The sequence below is a fragment of the Shinella sp. GW821-FHT11G07 genome, from assembly GCF_058808115.1.
This window is the reverse complement of sequence record NZ_JBXARJ010000017.1, coordinates 31971-54438: the sequence shown is the minus strand read 5'-3', so window position 1 is coordinate 54438 and position 22468 is coordinate 31971. Positions and strand designations below refer to the sequence as shown.

Sequence of the window (22468 nt, the reverse complement as noted above, 5' to 3'; positions counted from 1 at the left end):
CGTTCGTCGCCACCAGAACGCCATTCGCAGAAAACCGCTCACTCCGGTTACCCCGCCGTGCTCTGTGCCAAGCGCGGCGGGAACGATCGAGATTCGGCGACCAGCAAAGTTTTTCGTGTGGTCGACGATTGATCCTGCCGTGCCGCGTGCGGGTTTTGCCGTCCGCCGCAGCCAACAGAATCCCGTATCGATTTCGAGGAGTTCATTCCTATGTCCAGCATTCCCGGCAACACATCGACGAACGCAACCATCATCAAGGGCCAGATCATCAAGAACGCCCTGACATCGGCCGGCGACGCCGACTGGTACAAGGCCGCCTTTTCCGCAGGGCTCGACTACGGCTTCCGCCTTTCCGGCGACGGTTCCGGCTCCACCCTGCCCGATCCCGACCTCTATCTCTACGACGCCAACGGTAACTACCTCGAAGGCGAAACGAACTACTCCTCCAGCAGCATGACGATCAGCTTCTCGGCGCTCGCCGGCGGCACGTACTTCGTCGGCGTCAAGGATAATGCCAGTGACTTCGGCAACTACATCCTCACCTGGCTCGGCAACGACACGATCCGCCGCGACGTCAACACGACGTCCACACTCGCGCAAGGGCAGACCGTCAAGAGCACCGTGGACGTCGCTGGCGATTCCGACTGGTTCAAGATCAGCCTCAAGGCCGGCCTTGACTATGGCTTCGTCGTGTCCGGTGACGGCAGCGGCTCCTCGCTGCCGGACGCGGATCTTTTCCTGCGTGACGCCAACGGCAACTGGGTGGCCGGCGATACGAACTACAGCAGCAGCAGCTATTCCATCGCCTATGCAGCAAACCAGACAGGTGTCTACTTCCTAGATGTCAAGGACAACGGCAACGACGTCGGCAACTATAACTTGAGCTGGGTCGGCGCCGATACCATCCTGCGCAACATCTCGACCACAGCTACACTCGCCACCGGCAAGAGCATCACCAGCGCCGTGGATGTGCGCGGCGATTCCGACTGGTTCAAGGTCACCCTCAAAGCCGGCATCAGCTACGCCTTCACCGTCACCGGCACCGGCACGAGCGGCCTGCCCGATGGCGACATCTTCCTGCGCGATGCCAACGGCACCTATGTGGCGGGTGAGACGAACTACTCGTCTGCCACCGGCCTCGTCACTTTCACCCCCACAGCCGGCGGCACCTACTTCATCGAAGTCAAGGACAATGGCACCGACATCGGCAAGTACATCGTCGCCAATCCCAGCCTCGACACCGTCTTCAACAACGTCAAAACGACTAGCAGCCTGCTCGTTGGCAGAAGCCTCGGCGGCAAGATTGATGTCCAGGCGGACAGCGACTGGTACGGTTTCTCCGTCAAAGCCGGAGTCACCTACAAGTTCACCGCAAGCGGAACCGGCAGCGCGGCAGCCAACGGCCTCAAACTGGTTCTGCGCGACGCAAACGGCAATGTGATTTCCTCGGACGCAGACACATCGGCGGTCATCGAGTTCACAGCGAACAATACCGGAAAGGTCTTCCTCGACATCGCCGGCTATTCTTCCTCCGTCAAGGGCACCTTCAAGATCTCCGCCGTGTCCAATGAAGCGTTGCTCAAGGGTACCTCGGCGGCTGATGGCATCACGGGTGGTGACAACAACACGACGATCTACGGCTATGCCGGCAATGATAAGCTGATCGGCGGGGGCGGCAATGATGTGTTGATCGGCGGCACCGGCGCCGATGGGCTTTCTGGCGGAAGCGGCACGGACACCGCCTCGTACAAGGATGCGACGTCCGGCGTCGTGGCCAACCTGGCAAACCCGTCGCTCAATAGCGGCGAAGCAAAAGGCGACACCTATGCTTCCATCGAGGGCCTTGCCGGCTCGGCGCATGCCGACATTCTCTCGGGCAACATCGGCGCAAACCGGCTCAGCGGTGCTGCCGGCAATGACAAGCTTTATGGCGGCGCTGGCGCCGACCAGCTCTACGGTGGCTCCGGTGTGGATACCTTCGTGTTCGAGAGCTACAAGGACAGCATTTCCACCGCGCAGGATGTGATTTACGACTTTTCGCAAAGCCAGAAGGACAAGATCGACCTTTCCAAAATCGATGCTCGGTCCACCACCTCGGCCAACGAAGCCTTCACGTTCATCGGTGAAAAGGCCTTCAGCAAGAAGGCAGGCGAGCTGCGCTACGAGAACAAGAACGGCGACACCTTCCTCTATGGGGACGTCAACGGTGACGGGAAGTTCGACCTCGCCATCCGGCTCGACAATACGGTCGAGTTCGTCAAGGGCGATTTCATTCTCTAAATACCGAGCGTGGGGGGCCAGACCTCCACTCTAAACAGCAAAAAGCCCCGGCGTCCACACGACGCCGGGGCTTCCTTCATTCTGGACGCAGCTTGGCTTACTTCAACTTGGCGCTGACGGCGTCGACGCCGGCGCGGGCGCATTCGTCGTCTATATCGCCGCTCGGTGCACCGCCGACGCCGATGGCGCCGATGGTTTCTTCACCGGCCTTTACCGGAACGCCGCCGGCGAGGACGAGCAGGCCTTCGATCGACACGAGCTGGGCAGCAGCCGGGTTCTTGCCGACGTTTTCAGCGATCTTCTGGGTCGGCGTGCGGAAGGAAGCGGCCGTGAACGCCTTGCGGACGGCGCTGTCGAGGGTATGCGGGCCGGCGCGGTCAGCGCGCAGAACGACGCGGGTGACGCCGGCGCGGTCGACGACAGCGACCGTCACGTTGAATTTCTTGGCGGCACAAGCCTTAACGGCAGCGTCAGCGGCTTCGACTGCGATGTCGAGCGGCATGTTGCGCTCGGTGAGAACGTCAGCCTGGGCAGCGCCGGCAAGGGCGAGAGCGGCAAAGGCAGTGGCAACGAACGTCTTCATGTCTATCTCCATCTGGGGCCGCTCGGTCTCGTTGGCGGCGACGGCCCTCTTTTCGGAGATTTCCGCCCGCTGCGGTATCGGTGGACGGACGGAGCGCGGTCCGTAGGATTACGGAGCCTGCCCGATCAACGCCAGCCGCGCGAACTCCGCCACCGAGGTCGTGCCGAGTTTCTGGGCGATGTTCGCCCGGTGCGTATCCACCGTGCGAGGCGACAGGTTCAGCGTTTCGGCAATCTCCCGCGTCGACCAGCCGCGCCCGACCATGTCCAGAACCTCGCGCTCGCGATCGGTGAGTTGCGCGACAAGCTGCGCCGCCTCCGCCCGCTCCGCCTGCTGATCCAGCGCGCTAGAGGCCTGCTGCAGCGCCTCGATCAGCACCTGCTCGTCGATCGGCTTCGTCAGGAAATCGACGACGCCCGCCTTGAACGCCCGGCGGCAGGCATGCACGTCGCCATGGCCCGTGCAGATGATCGTCGGCCAGTCGCAGCCGATCGCGCCGAGCTTTTCATGCAATTGCAAGCCGGTGATCGCCGGCATGCGCAGATCCAAAAGAAGCACCCCCGGCTTGAGTTTCGACGCCCGCGCCAAAAATGCAGTCGGATCGCCGAACGTTTCGATGCGAATGCCGTAGGTGCCGAGCAACAGCGACAATGCGTTGCGCACCCCCTCGTCGTCATCGACCAGATAGACCGGCGCCATCGTCATTCCGCTGCTTCCTCTCTTCTTTCCGTTTCCCGCGCCGCCGGCAGCCGCACGGTGAAGACCGCGCCACCCGCTACCCCGTTCTCCCCTGCAATGCTGCCGTCGAAGCGCTCGACGATGCTTTCGCACAGGCTCAACCCCAGCCCCATGCCGTCCGGCTTGCTGGAGAAGAACGGTTCAAACAGCCGCGGCAGGATGTCGGAGGGAATACCGGTTCCATTGTCGGAGACGACGATCTCGAAACTGTCTGCCGAGCCCGGTTTCAACGAGACCAGAACCCGGCCATCTGCCCTACCGGCCTGCTCCACCGCATCGGCGGCGTTGCGAATGAGATTGTGGATCACTTGCTCGATCTCCACCGGATCGATCCGTGCCAGCGCCGGCGCCTCGGGCAGTTCGACGTTAAGCACGATGCCGCGCCGGTCGAGGTCGATGCGCGACAGTGCCACGATATCGGCGACGTGGCGACCAAGGTCGTGCACGCCCGCCTCCAGGGCGCTCTTGCCGACATAGGCACGCAGCCGCACGAGAATATCGGCCGCACGCTTTGCCTGGAGCACATTGGCGGCGAGCACGCTATCGATCGGTGTATCCTGCAAGCCGCTTGCCGCCGCGATGCGCCGTCCCGCCTGGCTCTGGCTGAGCAGTGCCGTCAGCGGCTGGGTGAGTTCGTGGGCGATGCCGGAGGCCATTTCGCCCATACTGTTGATGCGCAGCGCATGGGCAAGCTTCGTTTCGTGCTGGCGTAGCGCCTCCCGCCGGGACGCAGCCTCCGCCACCTCACGGGCAAGCGCCGCATCCTGCCGATGCCGCAGCAGCGAGCGCACGAGCACGAGACCGGCAAGCGAGATCGCGGCAAACAGGGCGAAAGGCAGCGGTGGAAGAAGCTGCGGCAACGTGACCTGCCGCGCCAAGGAAAGCCGCAACGGTTGCGTGGCGCTCGCGACCGGCGCTTCGAAACGAACGGTGCGGGCGAGAAATGAGGATGCCGCCGGCTGTCTTGCACCGACCTCCAACAACAATCCCTTTGCCGTCGAAAGCGCCAGCGCGGCCCAGCGCGGCAATTCTTCACCCTCGACGAGTTTTGCGCCGTCGATGTCGAGGCTGACCGCCATCGTATCGTTCATGCGTTTCATGAGCCGATAATGGCCAGGCTTGGCATCCGGGCCATAGGCGGCCTTGCCGGATGCAAGCCCCTCCACGGCCCGAGCAACCTCCGCGGGATCCACCGTCGAACCGTCGGCGGATGTCGCCGAACTCACCACGCTCGCCTCCTCGCCCGGCGACAGGCGGATAAGATCGATGGCGACGATGCGCGGATAGAACCGCAGGATCGATCGAGCGACGAGATCGAAATCCTGCGATGGCTGCGCCTGCGCGAGGCCAAGGGCGCTCAGGCTCGTCAGATGGGCATCATGCTGGGCGACGCGCTGGGAAATCGCACGTTGCAGCGAACGGCCGCTTTCCGACACCTCCTGCTCCAGCAGCTGCCGGTGGCTTGCCGCCGAATAAAGACCGAAGGCTATAAGCAGCAGCAGCCAGCCGCCGGCAAGGGCGGCTGGGGAGCGAAGAAAGGTCAGGCGTCGATGCATCGAAGGTGAAGCCGGGTCGAGGGTTGGGGTGAGCATCATAGGACTTCCCCAACCCCTTGGCGATCCGCAGCATCACGGATGCGGCAGCACCGGCAAGGAGAGCGGCGCCAGCTCGGATGCCGATCGCCCACGCGGATCGTTCGCCTGCAAACGGCGCACCGCAAAGTCCTGCACCGCCTGCAATTCCGCCAGCGCACCGTCATAGTCGACGCGGGTCGGCCGGTCGTTTTCCATGACACAGGCGCCATCGACATAGACGGCCGCGACCGCGCGCTCGGCGGCACAGTGCAACAGGTTGCGCAAGGGATCGTAGACCGGCTGCATGCCGGGATGCTTCAGGTCGATCAGCGAGAAATCCGCCTTGGCGCCCTTGGTTATGCGGCCAATATCGCTGCGGCCGAGCGCCTTTGCCCCGGCGAGTGTCGCCACCTCGAAGATATCGGCCGTCGAGAGGTCGAACACCGTGCCACCGGCAATGCGGGCATTGATCAACGCCGTCCGCATCTCCTCCAGCATATTGAAGGGGTAGCTGTCGGTGCCAAGTGCCACGTTCACGCCGCTGCGGCGATAGTGGCCGACCGATTGCAGCACCATCCCGCTCCGCGCGAAAGTGACGGGGCAATGGGCAACGCTCGTTCGGCTGGCCGCAAGACGGTCAAGATCGTCAGCCGTGCGCTGCCGCGTCCAGCTGTGGCTGTCGAGGAAGATGCAGTGACCGAGGATGAGATCCGGGCCGAGAAGCCCGAGTTTTTCGAGATACTGCACGGCGGTAAGGCCGTGACGGCGCAGCAGTTCTTCGTGCTCGGCCATGGTCTGGGCAGCATGAATGGTGATCGGTACCTTGCGGCCGCGCGCGGCCTCCGCCGCCTCCTGCAACAGCTCCGGCGAGCAGGTCTCGACCTGCGCCGGGGCGACGATGCCGCCGAGCCGGCCGCAGGGATGGGCTTCGGCGGCATCGACCGTTTCCAGCGCGCGGGCAAAAGCCTCGCGGCCGCGCGCTTCGTTCCAACGGAAATCCAGCCGATGGCTGTTCTCGACATGCCAGGCAGCCTCGCGGAAACCGGGAGCGACATAGGCGCGCGCACCGCTTTGTGCCAGCGTCGGCAACCAGCATTCGTGCGGGCCGGCAATGTCGACGAAGGTGGTGACGCCGCTGCGCAGCAGGTCGCCGAGCATGACGGTGAGTGCCGCCTTCACCGCGTCGTCGCTGATTTCGATGAGCGTGGAATACTCGTACATCGCCTGGCCCCAGAGGGCGGCGGTGCCCTGGTCCTCGAACAGGCTTTTCGAGATTGGCTCCTCGCCGGAATGGCAATGCACGTTGACGAAGCCCGGCAGGACCATGCGGTCGCGGCCGGAGATTTCCTGCACGAACGGGCCGTCATAGCGGCCGCCGATGTGCAGGAAATCGCTTTCATCGAAAGCGACGTCGGCATCGTTGAGATAGGCATGGCCGCCACTCGCCGCATCGTAGACGACGATGGTATGGGCGTTTCGGATGACGCTGACGTCAGGCATGGGTCGTCCTGAAATATCGTTCGAGGAAGCGGCTGTAGGCGCCCATCAGGGCACTGAAGGTGAAGTAGACGGCGGCGGCGACGAGATAACCTTCGAGCACCGCGATGCCCTGCCATTCCGGATCGCGGATGGCGGACCGCACTGTGTCGAGGAAATCGACGAGGCCGACGATGGTGACGAGCGTCGTATCCTGGAAGAAGCCGATGAACAGGCCGACCATCGGCGGAATGACCTTCTTCAGCGCCTGCGGCAGCACGATCTTGCGCATCACCTGCCAGTAGTGCAGCCCGAGCGACTTGCCGGCCTCGTATTGGCCAGCCGGCACGTCCTGCAGGCCGCCGCGCACGATCTCGGCGATGTAGGCGGAGGCGAAGAGGATGATCGCCACCTGCGCGCGGATCAATTTGTCGATGGTCACGCCGTCCGGCATGAAAAGCGGCAGCATGACCGTCGCCATGAAGAGAATGCTGATCAGCGGCACGCCGCGCACGATCTCAATGAAGCCGACGGCCAGTACGCGGATCGCCGGCAGGTTGGAGGCACGCGCCAGAGCCAGCACGATGCCGAGCGGCATGGCGAGGGTCAACCCGATGAACGAGAGCAGGAAGGACAGCGGCAGGCCGCCCCAGCTCGTCGTCGCCACCGGCGTGAGGCCGAAAACGCCGCCCGCCATGAGGATATAGAGCACCGGCAGGATGACGATGATCCAGGCGAGGAGCAGGTTTCGGCTCCAGAAGCGCGGCACCATGGAAAAGCCGCAGGCGCTAAAGAGCAGCAAAAGAGCCAGCAGCGGCCGCCATTGCTCCTCATAGGGATAGAAGCCGAAGACCATATAGCGCAGTTTTTGCGCCACGAAGGGCCAGCACGCACCGCTTGCCGCCTTGCAGGCTTCGCCCGCGCCGGAAAACACCGCATCGACGACCAGCCAGCCGAAAGCCAGCTTGGCGATGAAGAGGATGCCGGCGATCGACAGGAGACTGACGATCGTATTGCCGGGCGTGCCGAAATAGGCGGAGAGTTTGCCGAAACGCTGAGCAGTCGGCGCTGGCTGCGGCGGGGCCAGAGCAAGCATTTGGACGTCGGCCATATCAGCGCTCCTTCAGCGCGACATGCGCATTGTACCAGTTCATGATGAGCGAGATGGTGATCGACAGCGCGAGGTAGACGCCCATGAAGATCGCGATCGTCTCGATTGCCTGGCCGGTCTGGTTCATCACGGTGTTGGACACCATGACGAGGTCCGGATAGCCGATGGCAATCGCCAGCGAACTGTTCTTGAAGACGGTGAGATAGGTGTTGGTCAGCGGCGGGATGATGATGCGCAGCGCCTGTGGCAGCACGACGAGGCGCATGGTCTTGCCACGCGCAAGGCCGAGTGCGGCGGATGCCTCCCACTGCCCCTTGTCGACGGCCTGGATGCCGGCACGCACGATTTCCGCGACATTGGCCGAAACGCTGAGCGCCAGGCCGAAGAGCAGTGCCACAAATTCCGGCCGCACATGCAAGCCGCCCGTCAGGCGGAACTTGCCGGCGGTTGGGAAATCCCAGTCGACAGCGAAGCCACCGGTGAACCAGAGCAGGAGTACGGGTGCAAGAAGCACGGCAATCGCGATCAGGCCGCCATGGTTCGGCTGGCCGGTCGCAATACGCTTGCGCGTCGCCATCATACGGATGAAAAGTGCGACGGCAGCGCCGCCGACAAGGCAGGCGAACAGCGCGGCACCACCGCTCTGCACGACGGCCGCCGGCACGACGAGGCCACTGTTGGAGAGGTAGACGCCCGGCAGGAGGTTCAGCGCCTGCTTGACCGGCGGCAGGATCAGGATGATCAGCGAATACCAGAGGAAGAGATAGAGCAGCAGCGGCACGTTGCGCAAAAGCTCGACATAGATGAGCGCGAGACGGGCCAGCAGCGGATTGCGCGACATACGCGCGATGCCCACCGCAAGGCCGAGCAAGGTGCCGAAGAAGGCCGCGAGCAGCGAGACCTTCACCGTATTGGCGATGCCGACGAGGATCGCCCGACCGACCGTATCAGTCGCTTCGAAGGCGATGGCCGCCTCGGTGATGACGAAGCCGGCAGGTCGCGTCAGGAAATCGAAGCCGGTCGCGATGTTCTGCTTGGCAAGGTTGCCGCTCGCCGTCGCAAACATCGTCCAGCCGACGAGGACGACGAAGCCGACCGCGACGACTTGATAAAAATAGGCGCGAAAGCGCATGTCATGCAGGAAAGCCATGAATCCTCGCCGCCAGACTTGGGAAAGAAATGGGCGCGCGCACCGCCATGCGCGCGCCCGGGACGATCGCTAAAAGGAGAAAGCGATCAGCGGATCGGCGGCGAGTAGATCATGCCGCCTGCGTTCCAGAGCGCATTCGGGCCGCGCGTCAGGCCGAGCTTGGTGCCCTCGCCCACATTGCGCTCGAACACTTCGCCGTAATTGCCGACGCTCTTGATGACGTTGTAGCCCCACTTGTTGTCGAGGCCGAGCATCTTGCCGAGCTCTTCCGTGGCACCCAGCATGCGCTGCACGTCGGGATCTTCACTCTTCAGCTTCTCGTCGACATTCGCCTGGGTGATGCCCTTCTCTTCGGCGGCCATCAGCATCCAGACCGACCAGGAAACGATGTCACCCCACTGGGAATCGTTCTGGCGGAAGGCCGGTGCGAGCGGCTCCTTGGAGATCGTCTCCGGCAGCACGATGTAGTCGGCCGGGTTGTTGGCAACCGCGCGGATCGAGGCGAGGTCCGAACGGTCCGAAGTGATCGCCTCGCAACGACCGGAATAGAAGGCGGCGCGGTTTTCGTCCGGGCTTTCGAAGACGACGAGTTCGAACTTGCCGTTGATGGCGCGGAAGAAGTCGGAAATGTTCTGCGCCGTCGTGGTGCCCGGCAGGGTGCAGATCGCGGCTTCCGTCAGTTCCTTGGCGCTGGAAACGCCGAGCGACTTCGGCACCATCAGGCCCTGGCCGTCATAGAAAACCGTCGGGCCGAAATCGAGGCCAAGCGATGCATCGCGCGAGAAGGTGTGGGTCGTCTGGCGCGACAGAACGTCGATCTCGCCGGACTGCAGCGCCTGGAAGCGCGTGTTGATGTTGGTCGGGACGAACTCGACCTTGTCGCCATCACCGAACACGGCGGCAGCGATTGAACGGCAGATATCGGCGTCGAAGCCCTGCATGCGACCCTTGTCGTCGGGTGCCGCAAAACCCGGCGTCGCAAGCGAAACGCCGCAGACCAGCTTGCCGCGCGCCTTGACCGTTTCCAGCGTGCTCGCTGCCGAGGCCTGGCCGGCCATCGTCAAGCCCAGTGCGGCCGCGCAGATCGAAAGAAGTGCCTGTTTCATGCTTCCCCTCCCATGGGTGTTGTTGGATGCAGACGACATGCCGCCCTCCAGCAGCCGCCACCTCAGTGCGATCTTTCAGACCGCAATAATTGTGTACAATGCAAAAATTGGATCATCAACAGTTCATGATATAGAATGTCGACAATCCAGCAAAAACTCCGATGTGCAATAAACATGAGCCCATGTTGGGTAGGCATCAACCAGCCTCCATACCGCAGGCTGGCAATACAAATGTCCGCCGAACGCAAATTCGGCTCGGCAAAACACGGCGACTTCAACTGCTCGTATGCAATCTACGTCGGACACACGAATGCTGCCCGGAGACGGCTTCCCCCTGTCGGGCACTCGATTCCGTATGGTGATCGCAGATCGTGCAATATGCCTCTTCCGTATTTCCTGGCGGCGCGCGACAATCGCAAACCGCGCATGAAGTTGGGGCGGCGAGGATGGAGCCCCATCGGCCACGGAGAAGGCATGACTGTCGAAACACGAAACGGGGATGAGCAGGTCGCAGCGATTGCGGATCTTGCCATGGCACTGCTGGACGGCATCGGCCGACTGGATTTTCAGGAGCGCATCATGAATGCCCTGAAACAGCAGATCGCCTTCGACGCCAGCCTCGTGCTGCTCTACCGCCGCGGCATCGCACCCAAAATCCTGTTCAACGACTGGCGCACCGACCGCGGCCTTTCCAATATCCAGCAATATCTGCAGGGCTATTATCGGCTTGACCCCTTCTACCGCCTGACTCTGGAAGAAGGCATCGACGGGGTGCACCAGTTGAGTCAGCTCGACAGCGGCTTCGGTGACAGCGACTATTACCGCGAATTCTATCAATATTCGGGCATGCAGGACGAGATCAACGTGCTCGTCAGCCTCGACGCGGACACCAAGTTCGCCATCTCGCTTGCCCGGCGCAACGCGCGGCCGGGCTTCAGGAGCCCGGACCTGGCATTTCTGCGCACCGCGACACCTCTCCTGGTGAAGGCGATCGTCCGGCACTACCGCGATCTCCGCCCCGGGGGCCAGGAAGGCGAAGCGCTCCTGCAAAGCGCGCTGGCGCAGGCGGTGCGCAATTTTGGCCGCAGCGTTCTGACAAACCGTGAATGTCAGGTCGTGCAACTGATCCTGCGCGGTCACGCGGCGAAGGAGATCGCGGCAAAACTCGGCATCGCACCGACAACCGTGAAGCTGCACCGTCGCAATCTCTACGCAAAACTGGACGTCACCTCGCAGGCCACCCTGTTCTCCCTGTTCCTCGATGCCGTCTGCTCAGCGGAAAACGCCTTCGACGATCCGCTTGCCGGCTATCTCACGCGTCGCGCCAAGCTGACAGGCGACATGCTGCACGCCTGACAACGCCTTTCATCCCCGAGCGTCGCCGGGCGGGAGCGACCCGCCCGAACCTTTCCAAAATTCGTTGGGAACAATCGCCGCCCCTGCCGGTTGAGGCACCGTCAACGACATTGGGCGTGATTGCAGATGCAGGACCAATCCAAGCTCTTCCCTGACCACAGAAGGCTGTCGGGGGACCGTTATACAGTGGAAGCCTTCCGCCGGGCCTACGACCTGTCGCAGCAGGAAGCCAAGCGCCTTTTCGACAAGTTCGGCCCTTCCAAGCGCGAGCTGGACCTTCTCATGCGCGCGCGCCGGAACCCCGGGCAGTTCTTGAACTTTTGAGGAGTCGACCATGACAATCGAAAAACCGAAGCCCAGTGCTCCCGGCAGCGTGGAACAGCCGCCCGGTCGGGATGGCCCAGGAGCCAACCGCGGCCGCCTGCCCGCCAACGACGATCCCGACGCGGTAGATAAGACGAAGGACGACGAGCAGCTGAGCGAGGAAGAGAAAATCAAGCGGGAGCAGGCAACGAACCCCGCCCTGATGCCGATAGGCGACCCCGCCGGCGCAGCTTGAACAAAACCTTCCCCGCCATGCCGGATCACGGTCGACATGGCGGGAAGAGGAAGAGGCGATCGGCTATGCGGTGACTGCCTCCTTTGTCACGTCCCTTCCTTCAAGCGACTGCCAGCGCTTCCCGCGCCTTCGGCACCGGCTTGAACGTCATGGCGATCAGGAAGGCGCCGATGCCGATGCCCGCGGAGCCGGCATAGAGCCATGTGTAGCTGGCAAAGGTATCGTAGATCAGCCCGCCGGCGACAGGACCGAGCGCCATGCCGAGGCTTCCCGCCATGGCAGTTCCGCCGATAACCGTGCCCATCAACCGCAGCGGAAAGTTTTCCCGCGCGATCACCGCGTAGAGCGGCATGACGCCGGCATAGATGAAGCCGAAGATCGCGGCGACGACGTAGAACGAGGCGAGCCCGCCGGCGAAGACATAGGCGAGCGCGCCAAAAGCCTGCGCGAGCAGCCCGAGCACCAGGATGTGCTTGGCGCCGAACCGGTCGCCGAGGATACCAAAGGCGATACGGCCGCCCATGCCGGCCAGTCCCTCGACACTGTAGATCGAGACTGCCGCGATCATCGGGATGCCGCAGGTGATGGCGTAGCTCACCGTGTGGAAGATCGGTCCCGAATGGGTGGCGCAGCAGAAGAAGTTCGTCAGGCACAGGATGATGAACTGCGGTGATTTCATCACGTCGCGCGTCGTCATGCCTTCTTGCGCCTCATCCATCTCTGCAAGGCCTTCACCGCCCGCCTCCAGCGCCGGCGGGCGCCTGATCAAGAACGTGGTCGGGATCATCACCACAGCGACCACGACCGCGATGATCTGCATCGATGTTCGCCAGTCATGCAGGGAAACCAGCCAGGCGGCAAAGGGTGCCATGGTCATCGGCGCCATGCCCATGCCCGCCGAAACCAGCGACACGGCGAGGCTGCGATGCGTGTCGAACCAGCCCGTCACGCAGGCCATCATCGGCGCGAAGACCGCTGCCGCCGCCACGCCCACAAGCAGGCCAAAGACGAACTGAAACGCGACCAGAGACGTCGCGATGCTGGCGAGCCCAAGGCTCGCCGCCAGAAGCACCGAGCCGGCCAGCACCACCGGCCGCGGCCCCACCCGGTCGGAAAGCCCACCCCAGAACATGCTGGCGAAGGCCATGGCGAGGAAGCCGATGGTCATGGCGGTGGAAACGCCCGTCACCGACCAGCCGGTATCCTTGGCGATCGGCAGCAGGAAGACCGGCAGCGAAAACATCGCGCCGATGGCGATGCAGCCGAGCAGGCCGCCCGCAGCGACGATCACCCAGCGATAATGCGTATGGATCATTGTCATCTCCTTCGCGGCCGGCCGATTTTGGCCTGAGCCGCCCCAAAATCAATACTGATCGTGCCGCTTCACCCATTCCATCGGATAGCGAAGGCCATCCTCGTCGCGGCCCTTCGGCACGAGGTCGAGGAAGTGATAGGCACCGTTCACCATCTCGACACCGCGCGCGTAGCAGGAATAGGTGTGGTACACCTCGCCCGGCCCGCTCCTGTAAAAGACGCTGACGCCGACCATTTCCGACATCGTGTTCGAACGAATCTGAAAATTGTAGGTGGCACGGCCGTCTGCGAGCTCTTCCGGTGTGGCGGAAGCCTGGTAATCGAAGTTGAAATCGCTGCCGCCCGACGACACCCAGGGGAAACTCCAGCCCATGCGTTGCCGATAGGCCTCGATCTTTTGGAGGGGTGCACGCGAGATCGCTTTGAAGGTCACGTCGCGCTGGGCAAGATGGATCGGGATGCCGTTGAAATTGTCCGCCCAGAAGGAGCAATGCGTGCAGCCCTCCTGCCAATCCGGGCCGAGCATGAAGTGATAGACGAGGAGCTGCGAGCGCCCCTCGAACAGCTCTTCCAGCGATTGCCGGCCGTTCGGTCCTTGAAATTCGTAGTGTTTCTCCACCCGTTCCCAGGGCATCGCCATGCGGCGGCGGGTCAGCGCCTCGCGCTTTCGGGTGAACTCCTTCTCTTCGGCGAGCAGGTCAAGGCGGGCCTTCAGCCAGTCCTCGTGCGAAACGACTTGATTGCGCATCACGAACATCCTTTCTTGTTTCGATGAACCAAGAATAGGCGCAGGGTCCGGGAGCGTGGGAGTTACAAGTGTGACGGGAAAACCATGGACTCGATGATCACGGCCGCTGCCCGCGCCCTTGCCACCGGTGATCCGCTCGGCGCGCTGAACCGCGTGGCGCTACGCGACGATGCACCGGCGCTGGCGTTGCGCGGCATCGCGATGGCGCAGCTTGGCGATCTCGACCGGGCAAAGGTCCTGCTGAAAAGTGCGGCCAGTGCCTTCGGCCCGCGCGAGGCCGTGGCGCGGGCGCGTTGCGTCGTTGCCGAAGCCGAGATTGCACTCGTCTCACGCGATCTGACCTGGCCGGTGAAGGCGCTTGCCGCGGCCGGCGCGACACTGGCGGCACACGGCGACTGGCTGAATGCGGCGCACGCCCGCACCCTTGCTATCCGCCGCCTGCTCCTGATCGGCCGGCTGGACGATGCCGCAACCTTGCTCGCTGACGTCGATCCCGCCACCCTGTCCCCGCCGCTGCGCGCCGCCCATGAATTGGCAGCGGCTGGCATTGCGATCCGCCGGTTGCGCATGGCGACCGCGCGCGATGCCTTTCAACGCGCCATCGAGGCTGCCCGGCAGGCACGCATCCCGGCCCTCATCGAAGAAGTGCAGGCCGACGCCGCGATCCTGCAAAAACCGGCAGCGCGGCTGATTGCGAACGGTGCGGAACGTTCGCTGCTTCCGGATGATGTCGAGGCACTACTGGCCACGGACAGTCTGGTCGTCGACGCCTGCCGCCATGTCCTGCGCTGTGGAGAGAGCAAGCTGTCGCTGGCGACGCGACCCATCCTCTTCTCCCTGCTGCGCACGCTGGCCGAAGCCTTTCCGCAGAATGCCAGCCGGGAAACCCTGCTGCTTCGCGCCTTCCGCGCCCGGCATGCCGATGAATCGCATCGCGCCCGTCTACGCGTGGAAATGGGCCGGCTGCGCGCCGAGTTGGCATCGTTGGCAGACATCACCGCCACCAGGGACGGCTTCCTGTTGGCGCCGCGCGGTGGCCAACCGGTCGCGGTGCTCGCGCCCCCGCTCGATGAACCGCATGCCGACGTGCTGGCGCTCTTTGCCGATGGGGAGGCGTGGTCCAGTTCGGCGCTCGCCATCGCGCTCGGCACCAGCGCCCGCACGGTACAGCGCGCACTCGAACAGCTTTCCGCAGCAGGAAAGGTGCAGTCGATCGGCCGCGGGCGCACCCAGCGCTGGCTGACGCCGACACCCGGTGCTTTCTCGACACTCTTGTTACTCCCGGGTCCGCTGCCAGGCGGTTAACATCGGGTCATCAACAATCCAAAGGAGATGACGATGACGACGTCCCAGGCAGATATCATCCGCGAATACGGCCCCTTCCCCGGTGGCGAACCCGTCCACGGCGTAACCTATGACGGCAAGAACGTCTGGTTCGCCTCCGGCGACAAGGTCAATGCAGTCGACCCGGACGATGGCAAATTGCTGCGTTCGATCGACGTTGCCGCCCATGCCGGCACCGCCTATGACGGCCGCCACCTCTTCCAAATCGCCGAAGACCGCATCCGCAAGATCGATCCCGCCTCCGGCAGCGTGCTCGCCACCATTCCCGCTCCCGGCAACGGCGGTGATTCCGGCCTTACCTGGGCGGAGGGCTTTCTCTGGGTCGGCGAATATCGCAGCAAGCAGATCCACCAGATCGAACCGGAAACGGGCAAGGTCGTCCGCAGCATTCAGAGCAACCGCATGGTGACGGGCGTCACCTGGGTGGATGGCGAACTCTGGCACGGCACGTGGGAAGGCGAGGAAAGCGACCTTCGCCGTCTCGACCCGGAAACCGGTACCGTGCTCGACACCATCGTCATGCCCGAAGGAACCGGTGTGTCCGGCCTCGAATCCGACGGCGCCGATCGCTTCTTCTGCGGCGGCGGGAGCAGCGGAAAGATCCGCGCCGTCCGCCGCCCGCGTTAAGCGCTACAGGCCGTGGGTGCCGTCGTAGCCGTTGACCGGCGGCGGCACCCAACCTTCCGGCAGGCCCTTGGCCTTGTAGATCTCCACGACCATCGGATAGCACTTCGCCGTATCGGAAGAGTGCTGCGCCGAACAATCCCCGCCCGGGCAGGCCGACATGCAGCCGAGAAGGTCGATCTCGGCGAAGAATTCCAGATAGTCGCCCGGCCGTACCGGGCTCGCCTTCATGAAATACTGCCCCGTATCGCGGGTGAAGCCCGTGCACATGAAGACGTTCAGCACGTCATGCACATAGGTCTCCGCTTCGCGCAGTGGCATGCCGGTTTTTCCGGCAAAGGCACGCGTCAGGTTCGAGTGGCAGCAATGGTGGTACTGTCCGCCGTGGCTCAGCAGATTGTGCGTATAGGGATCGCACCGCGTGCCGATCACGTCATGCACCGACCCGCCGAAGTCGTCGAAACCATACCAATCCAGCGTGTCGTGCGTGATGGTGGCGATGGGGCGCAGATACGGGAAATTGGAAAACAGCTGGTCGCCGAGGCCGACATGGGTGCCATTCAGCGCGCGTGTCTTGCCGGTGAACAGCCGTTCCTTGAGGTCGTTCGCGTTGAACAGATTGAGATCGCCGACCTGCGGCCCCTCGCTGGAGACGATGCGGCAGAAATGCCCCGCCGGCACCGACCAGGTCGCTGCTTCGCGCGGCGGCACGACGACGGTTTCGACTAGTTCGAGATCGTCCCGCAAGGCGCGATAGGTCGAAAGATCCGGACGCGGCAATGTTTCGACCGGGTAGCAGACCACCGGCGCGATCGCCTTGCGGGCAGCGGCATCAGCCGGTGCGGTCGTTATCGGGCTAGGCTTCATGGCATTTCCCCCTTTTTCTCCCCGTCTGCTGCCGGAAATCGCCCTCCGCGCAAACGCAAACTTGTTGAATGACAACATTAGTATTGTTCAACAAGATTGATTTCAAGCGGGAAGACGACAGCCGCGGGCTTGAGCACGACACCACGACTGGAACGGTCAGCCGCGCTCCTTCACCGTCTCCATCGCCACATTGGTGGAGGTGCTGGCGACATAGGGCAGGTTGGAAATCCGCTCTCCGAGCACCAGCCGGTATTTCTTGATGTCACGCGTGCGGATCTTCAGGAGATAATCGAAGCGGCCGGCGATCATGTGGCACTCCTCCACCTCCTTGATCTTCCGCACCGCCGCGTTGAAACTGTTGAGCGCGTCTTCCTGCGTGTTGGTGAGTTTCACCTCGGCGAAAGCGATGTGGTCGAGGTTTATCTTGGCCGGATTAAGGATCGCCTTGAACCCCTGGATGAAGCCCTCCGTGATCAAGCGCTTGAACCGGTTCTGGCATGGCGTTTTCGACAGACCAACCTTCTCCGCCAGTTCGGCCACGGAGATGCGGCCGTTCTCGGCGAGTTCCTCGAGGATTTTTCGATCGAACGCGTCTAATAACCCATCAACCTGCACAATATCTGGCAAATCACCCTCCATCTGAACAAAAATAGACCCATATAGCCTAACACGGGACGATATGAAGTCCATTCGCTTTCAGGGCTCGTGATATTGTTCCGCCCAGTTTCCAGGAACGATTGCGCGATACCCGGCCGCCTCTGGCGTGACCGGGCGCAGGCAATGTTTCGGCGCCAGACGACAGGGGATATTGGTGCAAGACAACAGCTTCGATGATAGCATGCCGCCGGACCTCATCAGCCACTACAAGCCGCTCGCCATTCCGGCTCCCGTCGCGGCCTGCAGCATCAAACCAGAGCGGTCCGTCCGCGCGGAACCAGCCTTCAGGTCCGCCACGCGTCGCAGTTTCATGACGTCCCGGACGACCGGGGCGAGCCGGCCACCGCCTTCGTTCGCTGACCCTATCCGATACCCCCGCAAGCCACTGAACCGCTTCTCATAGGTCCTTCCATGCAGAACCCAGCCTCGCTTCCCGCCACCGACGAAACCCTCATCCCCTTCGCGCATTTCGCCCCTCCAGTACGACCGCAGAGCGACCTGCGCCGGGCGATCACGGCCGCCTATCGCCGTCCCGAGACCGAATGCCTGCCGCCGCTGGTGGCCGCAGCGCGCGTCACCGAAACGCAGCGCTACGACATCCGCGCCACCGCCCGCACGCTCATCGAGGCGCTACGCGCCAAGCACAAGGGCACGGGCGTCGAGGGGCTGGTGCAGGAATATTCGCTGTCGAGCCAGGAAGGCGTGGCGCTGATGTGCCTTGCCGAAGCGCTGCTGCGCATTCCGGACACCGACACCCGTGACGCCCTGATCCGCGACAAGATTTCCGAGGGGGACTGGACCTCCCATATCGGCGGCGGCAAGTCGCTGTTCGTCAACGCGGCCACCTGGGGCCTCGTCGTCACCGGCAAGCTCACCTCCACCGTCAACGACCGCGGCCTGTCTGCCGCCCTGACGCGCCTGATCGCGCGCGCCGGCGAGCCGGTGATCCGCCGCGGCGTCGACATGGCGATGCGCATGATGGGCGAGCAGTTCGTCACCGGCGAGACGATCGAGGAAGCGCTGAAGCGCGCCAAGCCGCTGGAAGCCCGCGGCTTCCGCTATTCCTATGACATGCTTGGGGAAGCAGCGACGACAGGCGCCGATGCCGAGCGCTACTACCGCGACTACGAGAAGGCGATCCACGCCATCGGCACCGCCTCGGCCGGCCGTGGCATCTATGACGGCCCCGGCATCTCCATCAAGCTTTCGGCGCTCCACCCGCGCTACAGCCGCTCGCAGGCCGCGCGCGTCATGGACGAACTGCTTCCCAAGGTGAAGGCGCTCGCAGCGCTCGCCAAGAAATACGACATCGGCCTCAACATCGACGCGGAAGAGGCCGACCGGCTGGAGCTCTCCCTCGATCTGCTCGAAGGCCTCTGCTTCGATGCCGACCTTCAGGGCTGGAACGGCCTCGGTTTCGTCGTTCAGGCCTATGGCAAGCGCTGCCCCTTCGTGCTCGATTTCATCATCGACCTCGCCCGCCGCTCCGGCCGGCGCGTCATGGTGCGCCTCGTCAAGGGCGCCTATTGGGACGCCGAGATCAAGCGCGCGCAGCTCGACGGCCTTGCGGACTTCCCGGTCTACACGCGAAAGATCCACACCGACGTCGCCTATGTCGCGTGCGCCCGCAAGCTGTTGGCAGCACCGGATGCGGTCTTCCCGCAGTTCGCGACCCACAACGCGCAGAGCCTCGCCACGATCTACCAGCTCGCCGGCCCGGATTTTGCGGTCGGCAAGTACGAGTTCCAGTGCCTGCACGGCATGGGCGAGCCGCTCTATGACGAGGTCGTCGGCAAGGACAAGCTCGATCGCCCGTGCCGCATCTACGCGCCGGTCGGCACGCATGAAACGCTGCTCGCCTATCTGGTCCGCCGCCTCCTGGAAAACGGCGCCAACTCCTCCTTCGTCAACCGCATCTCGGACCCGAAGGTCTCCGTCGAATCGCTGATCGCCGACCCGGTCGACATCGTCGCCGCCATGCCGGTGGTCGGTGCGCCGCACGACCAGATCGCGCTGCCGAACGCCCTGTTCGGCAAGTCCCGCGAGAATTCGAAGGGCCTCGACCTTTCCAACGAAGAGACGCTTCACGGCCTGTCCGCCGAACTTGCCGGCACCGCCGCCAAGCAATGGCACGCAGCGCCCCTTCTCGCAGTCGGCAAGGCCGGCGGCGAAACGCTCGACGTGCTGAACCCGGCGGACCATCGCGACGTGGTCGGCCGCATCACGCAGGCCAAGGTCGAGGATGCCGAGGCCATCGTTGCCGCGGCGGCCGATCATGTCGCCGCCTGGTCCACCGTTTCGCCGGCCGATCGTGCCGCCTGCCTCGACCGCGCAGCGGACATCATGGAAGGCCGCATCGAGCCATTGATGGGCATCATCATGCGCGAAGCCGGCAAGTCGGCGGCCAATGCCATCGGCGAGGTCCGCGAGGCCGTCGATTTCCTGCGCTACTACGCCGAACAGGCCCGCCGCACACTCGGCCCATCCCACCTGCCACTCGGCCCGATCGTCTGCATCAGCCCGTGGAACTTCCCGCTCGCCATCTTCACCGGCCAGGTCGCAGCCGCCCTCGTTGCCGGCAACCCGGTGCTGGCAAAACCCGCCGAAGAAACGCCGATCATCGCCCATGAGAGCGTAAAAATCCTGCATGAGGCCGGCGTGCCGGTCGGCGCGCTGCAGTTCGTGCCCGGCGATGGCCGCCTCGGTGCAGCACTCGTCGGCGCTGCGAAGACGGCCGGCGTGATGTTCACCGGCTCGACCGAAGTCGCCCGCCTCATCCAGGCACAGCTCGCCGAACGGCTGTCGGCCGGCGGCAAGCCGATCCCGCTGATCGCGGAAACCGGCGGCCAGAACGGTATGATCGTCGATTCCTCGGCACTCGCCGAACAGGTGGTCGCAGACGTCATCGCGTCGGCGTTCGACAGCGCCGGCCAGCGCTGCTCGGCGCTCCGCGTGCTCTGCCTGCAGGACGACGTCGCCGACCGCACGCTCACCATGCTGAAGGGCGCCCTGCAGCAGTTGACGCTCGGCCGCACGGACAGCCTGAATGTCGATATCGGGCCGGTCATCACTGCCGAAGCCCGCGACGGCATCGCGAGCCACATCGAACGCATGCGCGGCCTCGGCAACAAGGTCGAGCAGCTTCCTCTGCCGGCGATTGCCGAACACGGCACCTATGTCGCGCCGACCATCATCGAGATCAAAAAACTCTCCGATCTCCAGCGCGAGGTCTTCGGCCCCGTGCTGCACGTCATCCGCTTTCGTCGCGCGGATCTCGACAAGCTGATCGACGACATCAACGCCTCGGGCTACGGCCTGACCTTCGGCCTGCACACGCGCCTCGACGAGACGATCGCGCATGTCACCAGCCGCATCAAGGCCGGCAACCTCTATGTCAATCGCAACATCATCGGTGCGGTCGTCGGCGTCCAGCCGTTCGGCGGACGCGGCCTGTCCGGCACCGGCCCCAAGGCCGGCGGCCCACTCTATATCGGCCGTCTCGTGCAGAAGGCACCGGTACCGCCGCAGCAGGATTCGGTCCACACCGATCCGGCGCTGCGCGACTTCATCACCTGGCTCGACCGCAAGGGCAGGACGGCGGAAGGCGAGACCGCGCGCGGCTTCGCAAACCGCTCGGCACTCGGCCTGCTGCGCGAACTTGCCGGCCCCGTCGGCGAGCGCAACCTCTACGCCCTGCACCCGCGCGGCCGCATCCTCCTGGTGCCGGAGAGCGAAACCGGCCTGCTGCGTCAGGTCGCTGCCGCGCTTGCAACCGGCAACGAGATCGCCATCAACGAGGTCGCATCCCTGAAGTCCACGCTGGCGGACCTGCCCACATCGGTCGCCGCCCGCCTCTCGTGGACCGCCGACTGGGAAAAGGCCGGCCCGTTCGCCGGAGCACTGGTCGAGGGCAATGCCGAGACCGTGCTCGCCGCCAATCGCCGCATCGCAGCCCTGCCCGGCCCGCTGGTGCTGACCCAGGCGGCAACCACCGAGGAACTGGCAAGCGACCCGGAAGCCTACTGCCTCAACTGGCTGCTGGAAGAGGTCTCGACCTCCATCAACACCGCCGCCGCCGGCGGCAATGCCAGCCTGATGTCGATCGGCTGATTTCAACCGGTGCAGGCACCCGAACCGGTTGCCTGCACCAATCTCTGCCTCTCAGGCGATCCCTGCGAGTTTTTCGAGATCGGCGCGGGCGCCCGGCCCGCCTGCGACGACCGGCGCGCCCTTGGTCAGAAGTTCGCCCTCCGTCGGGAACGGATGATGCCAGCCGCCGGCCTCCTTCACGAGGCAGTAGCCGGCCAGGCAATCCCAGGCGTGCATGTAGGGCTCGTAGTAGCCAACAAGCCGGCCGGCAGCGACATAGGCGAGCATCAGCGCGCCTGAGCCGTTGCGCACGAAATTGCCACCTGCCTGGAGCAACTGGCTCACCATGCCCGCCACGAATTCCGGCGCGACATAGCTGTTGGCGCCGATGCCGGTCAGGGCATTCCGGATCGTGCGGGACGGGTCGAGCGTCAGCACCCTGCCGTTGAGCTTGGCACCCTTGCCGATGGCAGCAGCGTAGAGTTCGTTGTGGCAGGGCGCGCCGATGACACCGACGACGGGTACGCCCTCATGCAGCACCGCAATGGAGACGCACCAGTTCGGCATGCCGCTGACGAAGGGCGCAGTGCCATCGATCGGATCGACGACCCATGTATAACCCGAACTGCCCGTGGTGAGGCCGAATTCCTCGCCGAGGAAACCGTCCTCCGGCAGATGGGCCGCAACCCGTTCGCGGATCAGTTTTTCGACGTTGCGGTCGGCGATCGAGACGACATCCTGCATGTCGCGCTTGGTTTCGATCACCAGCGTGTCGCGCCGGTTGAAATAATCGAGCGCCATGGCGCCCGCTTCCTGGGCAAGGGCTTTGGCGAGGGCGAAGCGGGTGTCGAGGGCACTTTCAGGTGACGTCATGCTGATGGTCCTTGCGGTG

At 63.9% G+C, this 22468-nt stretch carries 19 protein-coding genes; 7 read left to right on the top strand and 12 right to left on the bottom strand.

The genetic code is table 11. The features are described from left to right. Positions 1 to 210: 210 nt before the first annotated feature. A complete protein-coding gene (locus tag AC1RT2_RS26565; RefSeq protein WP_493106821.1) occupies positions 211 to 2280 on the top strand; it encodes a pre-peptidase C-terminal domain-containing protein in 2070 nt (689 codons plus the stop codon). A 97-nt stretch (positions 2281 to 2377) separates the two neighbouring features. Here AC1RT2_RS26565 and AC1RT2_RS26560 read toward each other — a convergent pair whose 3' ends face one another. From AC1RT2_RS26560 to AC1RT2_RS26530, 7 genes are all read right to left on the bottom strand, one after another. Further along, positions 2378 to 2863, bottom strand: a complete 486-nt coding sequence (locus tag AC1RT2_RS26560; protein ID WP_493106819.1) for a GlcG/HbpS family heme-binding protein — start codon at positions 2861 to 2863, stop codon at positions 2378 to 2380. Between the two features lie 108 nt (positions 2864 to 2971). Then, complete coding sequence (locus tag AC1RT2_RS26555) at positions 2972 to 3568, bottom strand: response regulator transcription factor (RefSeq protein ID WP_493106817.1); 597 nt, start codon at positions 3566 to 3568, stop codon at positions 2972 to 2974. Next, complete coding sequence (locus AC1RT2_RS26550) at positions 3565 to 5196, bottom strand: sensor histidine kinase (protein WP_493106815.1); 1632 nt, start codon at positions 5194 to 5196, stop codon at positions 3565 to 3567. Before AC1RT2_RS26550 ends, AC1RT2_RS26555 begins: the two co-directional genes overlap by 4 nt. Before the next feature lie 33 nt (positions 5197 to 5229). Then, the gene (locus AC1RT2_RS26545) at positions 5230 to 6675 is read right to left on the bottom strand and encodes an amidohydrolase family protein (RefSeq protein WP_493106813.1); all 1446 of its coding nucleotides are present in this window, start codon (positions 6673 to 6675) and stop codon (positions 5230 to 5232) included. Continuing rightward, the gene (locus AC1RT2_RS26540) at positions 6668 to 7762 is read right to left on the bottom strand and encodes an amino acid ABC transporter permease (RefSeq protein WP_493106811.1); all 1095 of its coding nucleotides are present in this window, start codon (positions 7760 to 7762) and stop codon (positions 6668 to 6670) included. Before AC1RT2_RS26540 ends, AC1RT2_RS26545 begins: the two co-directional genes overlap by 8 nt. 1 nt (position 7763) lies before the next feature. Then, positions 7764 to 8912 (bottom strand): amino acid ABC transporter permease, encoded by a 1149-nt coding sequence (locus tag AC1RT2_RS26535; protein WP_493106809.1) that lies wholly within the window; start codon positions 8910 to 8912, stop codon positions 7764 to 7766. An 86-nt stretch (positions 8913 to 8998) separates the two neighbouring features. Beyond that, positions 8999 to 10018, bottom strand: coding sequence for an amino acid ABC transporter substrate-binding protein (locus AC1RT2_RS26530; RefSeq protein WP_069058201.1), 1020 nt, complete (start codon positions 10016 to 10018; stop codon positions 8999 to 9001). Between the two features lie 474 nt (positions 10019 to 10492). On the opposite strand from AC1RT2_RS26530, the gene AC1RT2_RS26525 reads away from it, so the two are divergent. From AC1RT2_RS26525 to AC1RT2_RS26515, 3 genes are all read left to right on the top strand, one after another. Next, on the top strand, positions 10493 to 11374 hold the full coding sequence (locus AC1RT2_RS26525) for a helix-turn-helix transcriptional regulator (protein WP_069058200.1): 882 nt from the start codon (positions 10493 to 10495) through the stop codon (positions 11372 to 11374). A gap of 126 nt (positions 11375 to 11500) precedes the next feature. Further along, complete coding sequence (locus tag AC1RT2_RS26520) at positions 11501 to 11698, top strand: hypothetical protein (protein WP_493106806.1); 198 nt, start codon at positions 11501 to 11503, stop codon at positions 11696 to 11698. 10 nt (positions 11699 to 11708) lie between these two features. Beyond that, a complete protein-coding gene (locus AC1RT2_RS26515; protein WP_493106804.1) occupies positions 11709 to 11933 on the top strand; it encodes a hypothetical protein in 225 nt (74 codons plus the stop codon). Positions 11934 to 12033: 100 nt separating this feature from the next. Here AC1RT2_RS26515 and AC1RT2_RS26510 read toward each other — a convergent pair whose 3' ends face one another. Together AC1RT2_RS26510 and AC1RT2_RS26505 are read right to left on the bottom strand one after the other, a co-directional pair. Beyond that, a complete protein-coding gene (locus tag AC1RT2_RS26510) occupies positions 12034 to 13248 on the bottom strand; it encodes an MFS transporter (RefSeq protein WP_069058197.1) in 1215 nt (404 codons plus the stop codon). Positions 13249 to 13296: 48 nt separating this feature from the next. Beyond that, positions 13297 to 13995, bottom strand: a complete 699-nt coding sequence (locus tag AC1RT2_RS26505) for a DUF899 domain-containing protein (RefSeq protein WP_493106802.1) — start codon at positions 13993 to 13995, stop codon at positions 13297 to 13299. A gap of 84 nt (positions 13996 to 14079) precedes the next feature. Here AC1RT2_RS26505 and AC1RT2_RS26500 point away from each other — a divergent pair, with 84 nt between their 5' ends. Together AC1RT2_RS26500 and AC1RT2_RS26495 are read left to right on the top strand one after the other, a co-directional pair. Next, the gene (locus AC1RT2_RS26500) at positions 14080 to 15300 is read left to right on the top strand and encodes a helix-turn-helix domain-containing protein (RefSeq protein ID WP_493106800.1); all 1221 of its coding nucleotides are present in this window, start codon (positions 14080 to 14082) and stop codon (positions 15298 to 15300) included. Between the two features lie 33 nt (positions 15301 to 15333). Continuing rightward, positions 15334 to 15966, top strand: a complete 633-nt coding sequence (locus AC1RT2_RS26495; protein ID WP_493106798.1) for a Vgb family protein — start codon at positions 15334 to 15336, stop codon at positions 15964 to 15966. Positions 15967 to 15969: 3 nt separating this feature from the next. On the opposite strand, the gene AC1RT2_RS26490 is transcribed toward AC1RT2_RS26495, so the two are convergent. Both AC1RT2_RS26490 and AC1RT2_RS26485 read right to left on the bottom strand, forming a co-directional pair. Beyond that, positions 15970 to 16830 (bottom strand): urea carboxylase-associated family protein, encoded by an 861-nt coding sequence (locus AC1RT2_RS26490; RefSeq protein WP_493106796.1) that lies wholly within the window; start codon positions 16828 to 16830, stop codon positions 15970 to 15972. Between the two features lie 156 nt (positions 16831 to 16986). Next, positions 16987 to 17469 (bottom strand): Lrp/AsnC family transcriptional regulator, encoded by a 483-nt coding sequence (locus AC1RT2_RS26485; protein WP_493106794.1) that lies wholly within the window; start codon positions 17467 to 17469, stop codon positions 16987 to 16989. 429 nt (positions 17470 to 17898) lie between these two features. Between AC1RT2_RS26485 and putA the strand changes: the two genes are divergently transcribed. Beyond that, entirely contained in the window at positions 17899 to 21597 is a 3699-nt protein-coding gene (putA, locus tag AC1RT2_RS26480; protein ID WP_493106792.1) for a trifunctional transcriptional regulator/proline dehydrogenase/L-glutamate gamma-semialdehyde dehydrogenase, read from the top strand. A gap of 51 nt (positions 21598 to 21648) precedes the next feature. Here the strand turns inward: putA and AC1RT2_RS26475 are convergent, their stop codons facing one another. Then, positions 21649 to 22449 carry an inositol monophosphatase family protein gene (locus AC1RT2_RS26475; protein ID WP_493106790.1) on the bottom strand — a complete coding sequence of 267 codons (801 nt, stop codon included), beginning with the start codon at positions 22447 to 22449 and terminating at the stop codon, positions 21649 to 21651. Positions 22450 to 22468 lie beyond the last annotated feature (19 nt).

Coding starts and splice junctions, on each gene's coding strand:
- AC1RT2_RS26535 (WP_493106809.1), bottom strand. CDS start 8,912: ATGGCTTTCCTGCATGACATGCGCTTTCGCGCCTATTTTTATCAAGTC.
- AC1RT2_RS26495 (WP_493106798.1), top strand. CDS start 15,334: ATGACGACGTCCCAGGCAGATATCATCCGCGAATACGGCCCCTTCCCC.
- AC1RT2_RS26550 (WP_493106815.1), bottom strand. CDS start 5,196: ATGATGCTCACCCCAACCCTCGACCCGGCTTCACCTTCGATGCATCGA.
- AC1RT2_RS26475 (WP_493106790.1), bottom strand. CDS start 22,449: ATGACGTCACCTGAAAGTGCCCTCGACACCCGCTTCGCCCTCGCCAAA.
- AC1RT2_RS26500 (WP_493106800.1), top strand. CDS start 14,080: ATGGACTCGATGATCACGGCCGCTGCCCGCGCCCTTGCCACCGGTGAT.
- AC1RT2_RS26565 (WP_493106821.1), top strand. CDS start 211: ATGTCCAGCATTCCCGGCAACACATCGACGAACGCAACCATCATCAAG.
- AC1RT2_RS26525 (WP_069058200.1), top strand. CDS start 10,493: ATGACTGTCGAAACACGAAACGGGGATGAGCAGGTCGCAGCGATTGCG.
- AC1RT2_RS26545 (WP_493106813.1), bottom strand. CDS start 6,675: ATGCCTGACGTCAGCGTCATCCGAAACGCCCATACCATCGTCGTCTAC.
- AC1RT2_RS26560 (WP_493106819.1), bottom strand. CDS start 2,863: ATGAAGACGTTCGTTGCCACTGCCTTTGCCGCTCTCGCCCTTGCCGGC.
- putA (WP_493106792.1), top strand. CDS start 17,899: ATGCAGAACCCAGCCTCGCTTCCCGCCACCGACGAAACCCTCATCCCC.
- AC1RT2_RS26505 (WP_493106802.1), bottom strand. CDS start 13,995: ATGCGCAATCAAGTCGTTTCGCACGAGGACTGGCTGAAGGCCCGCCTT.
- AC1RT2_RS26515 (WP_493106804.1), top strand. CDS start 11,709: ATGACAATCGAAAAACCGAAGCCCAGTGCTCCCGGCAGCGTGGAACAG.
- AC1RT2_RS26490 (WP_493106796.1), bottom strand. CDS start 16,830: ATGAAGCCTAGCCCGATAACGACCGCACCGGCTGATGCCGCTGCCCGC.
- AC1RT2_RS26485 (WP_493106794.1), bottom strand. CDS start 17,469: ATGGAGGGTGATTTGCCAGATATTGTGCAGGTTGATGGGTTATTAGAC.
- AC1RT2_RS26520 (WP_493106806.1), top strand. CDS start 11,501: ATGCAGGACCAATCCAAGCTCTTCCCTGACCACAGAAGGCTGTCGGGG.
- AC1RT2_RS26555 (WP_493106817.1), bottom strand. CDS start 3,568: ATGACGATGGCGCCGGTCTATCTGGTCGATGACGACGAGGGGGTGCGC.
- AC1RT2_RS26540 (WP_493106811.1), bottom strand. CDS start 7,762: ATGGCCGACGTCCAAATGCTTGCTCTGGCCCCGCCGCAGCCAGCGCCG.
- AC1RT2_RS26530 (WP_069058201.1), bottom strand. CDS start 10,018: ATGAAACAGGCACTTCTTTCGATCTGCGCGGCCGCACTGGGCTTGACG.
- AC1RT2_RS26510 (WP_069058197.1), bottom strand. CDS start 13,248: ATGATCCATACGCATTATCGCTGGGTGATCGTCGCTGCGGGCGGCCTG.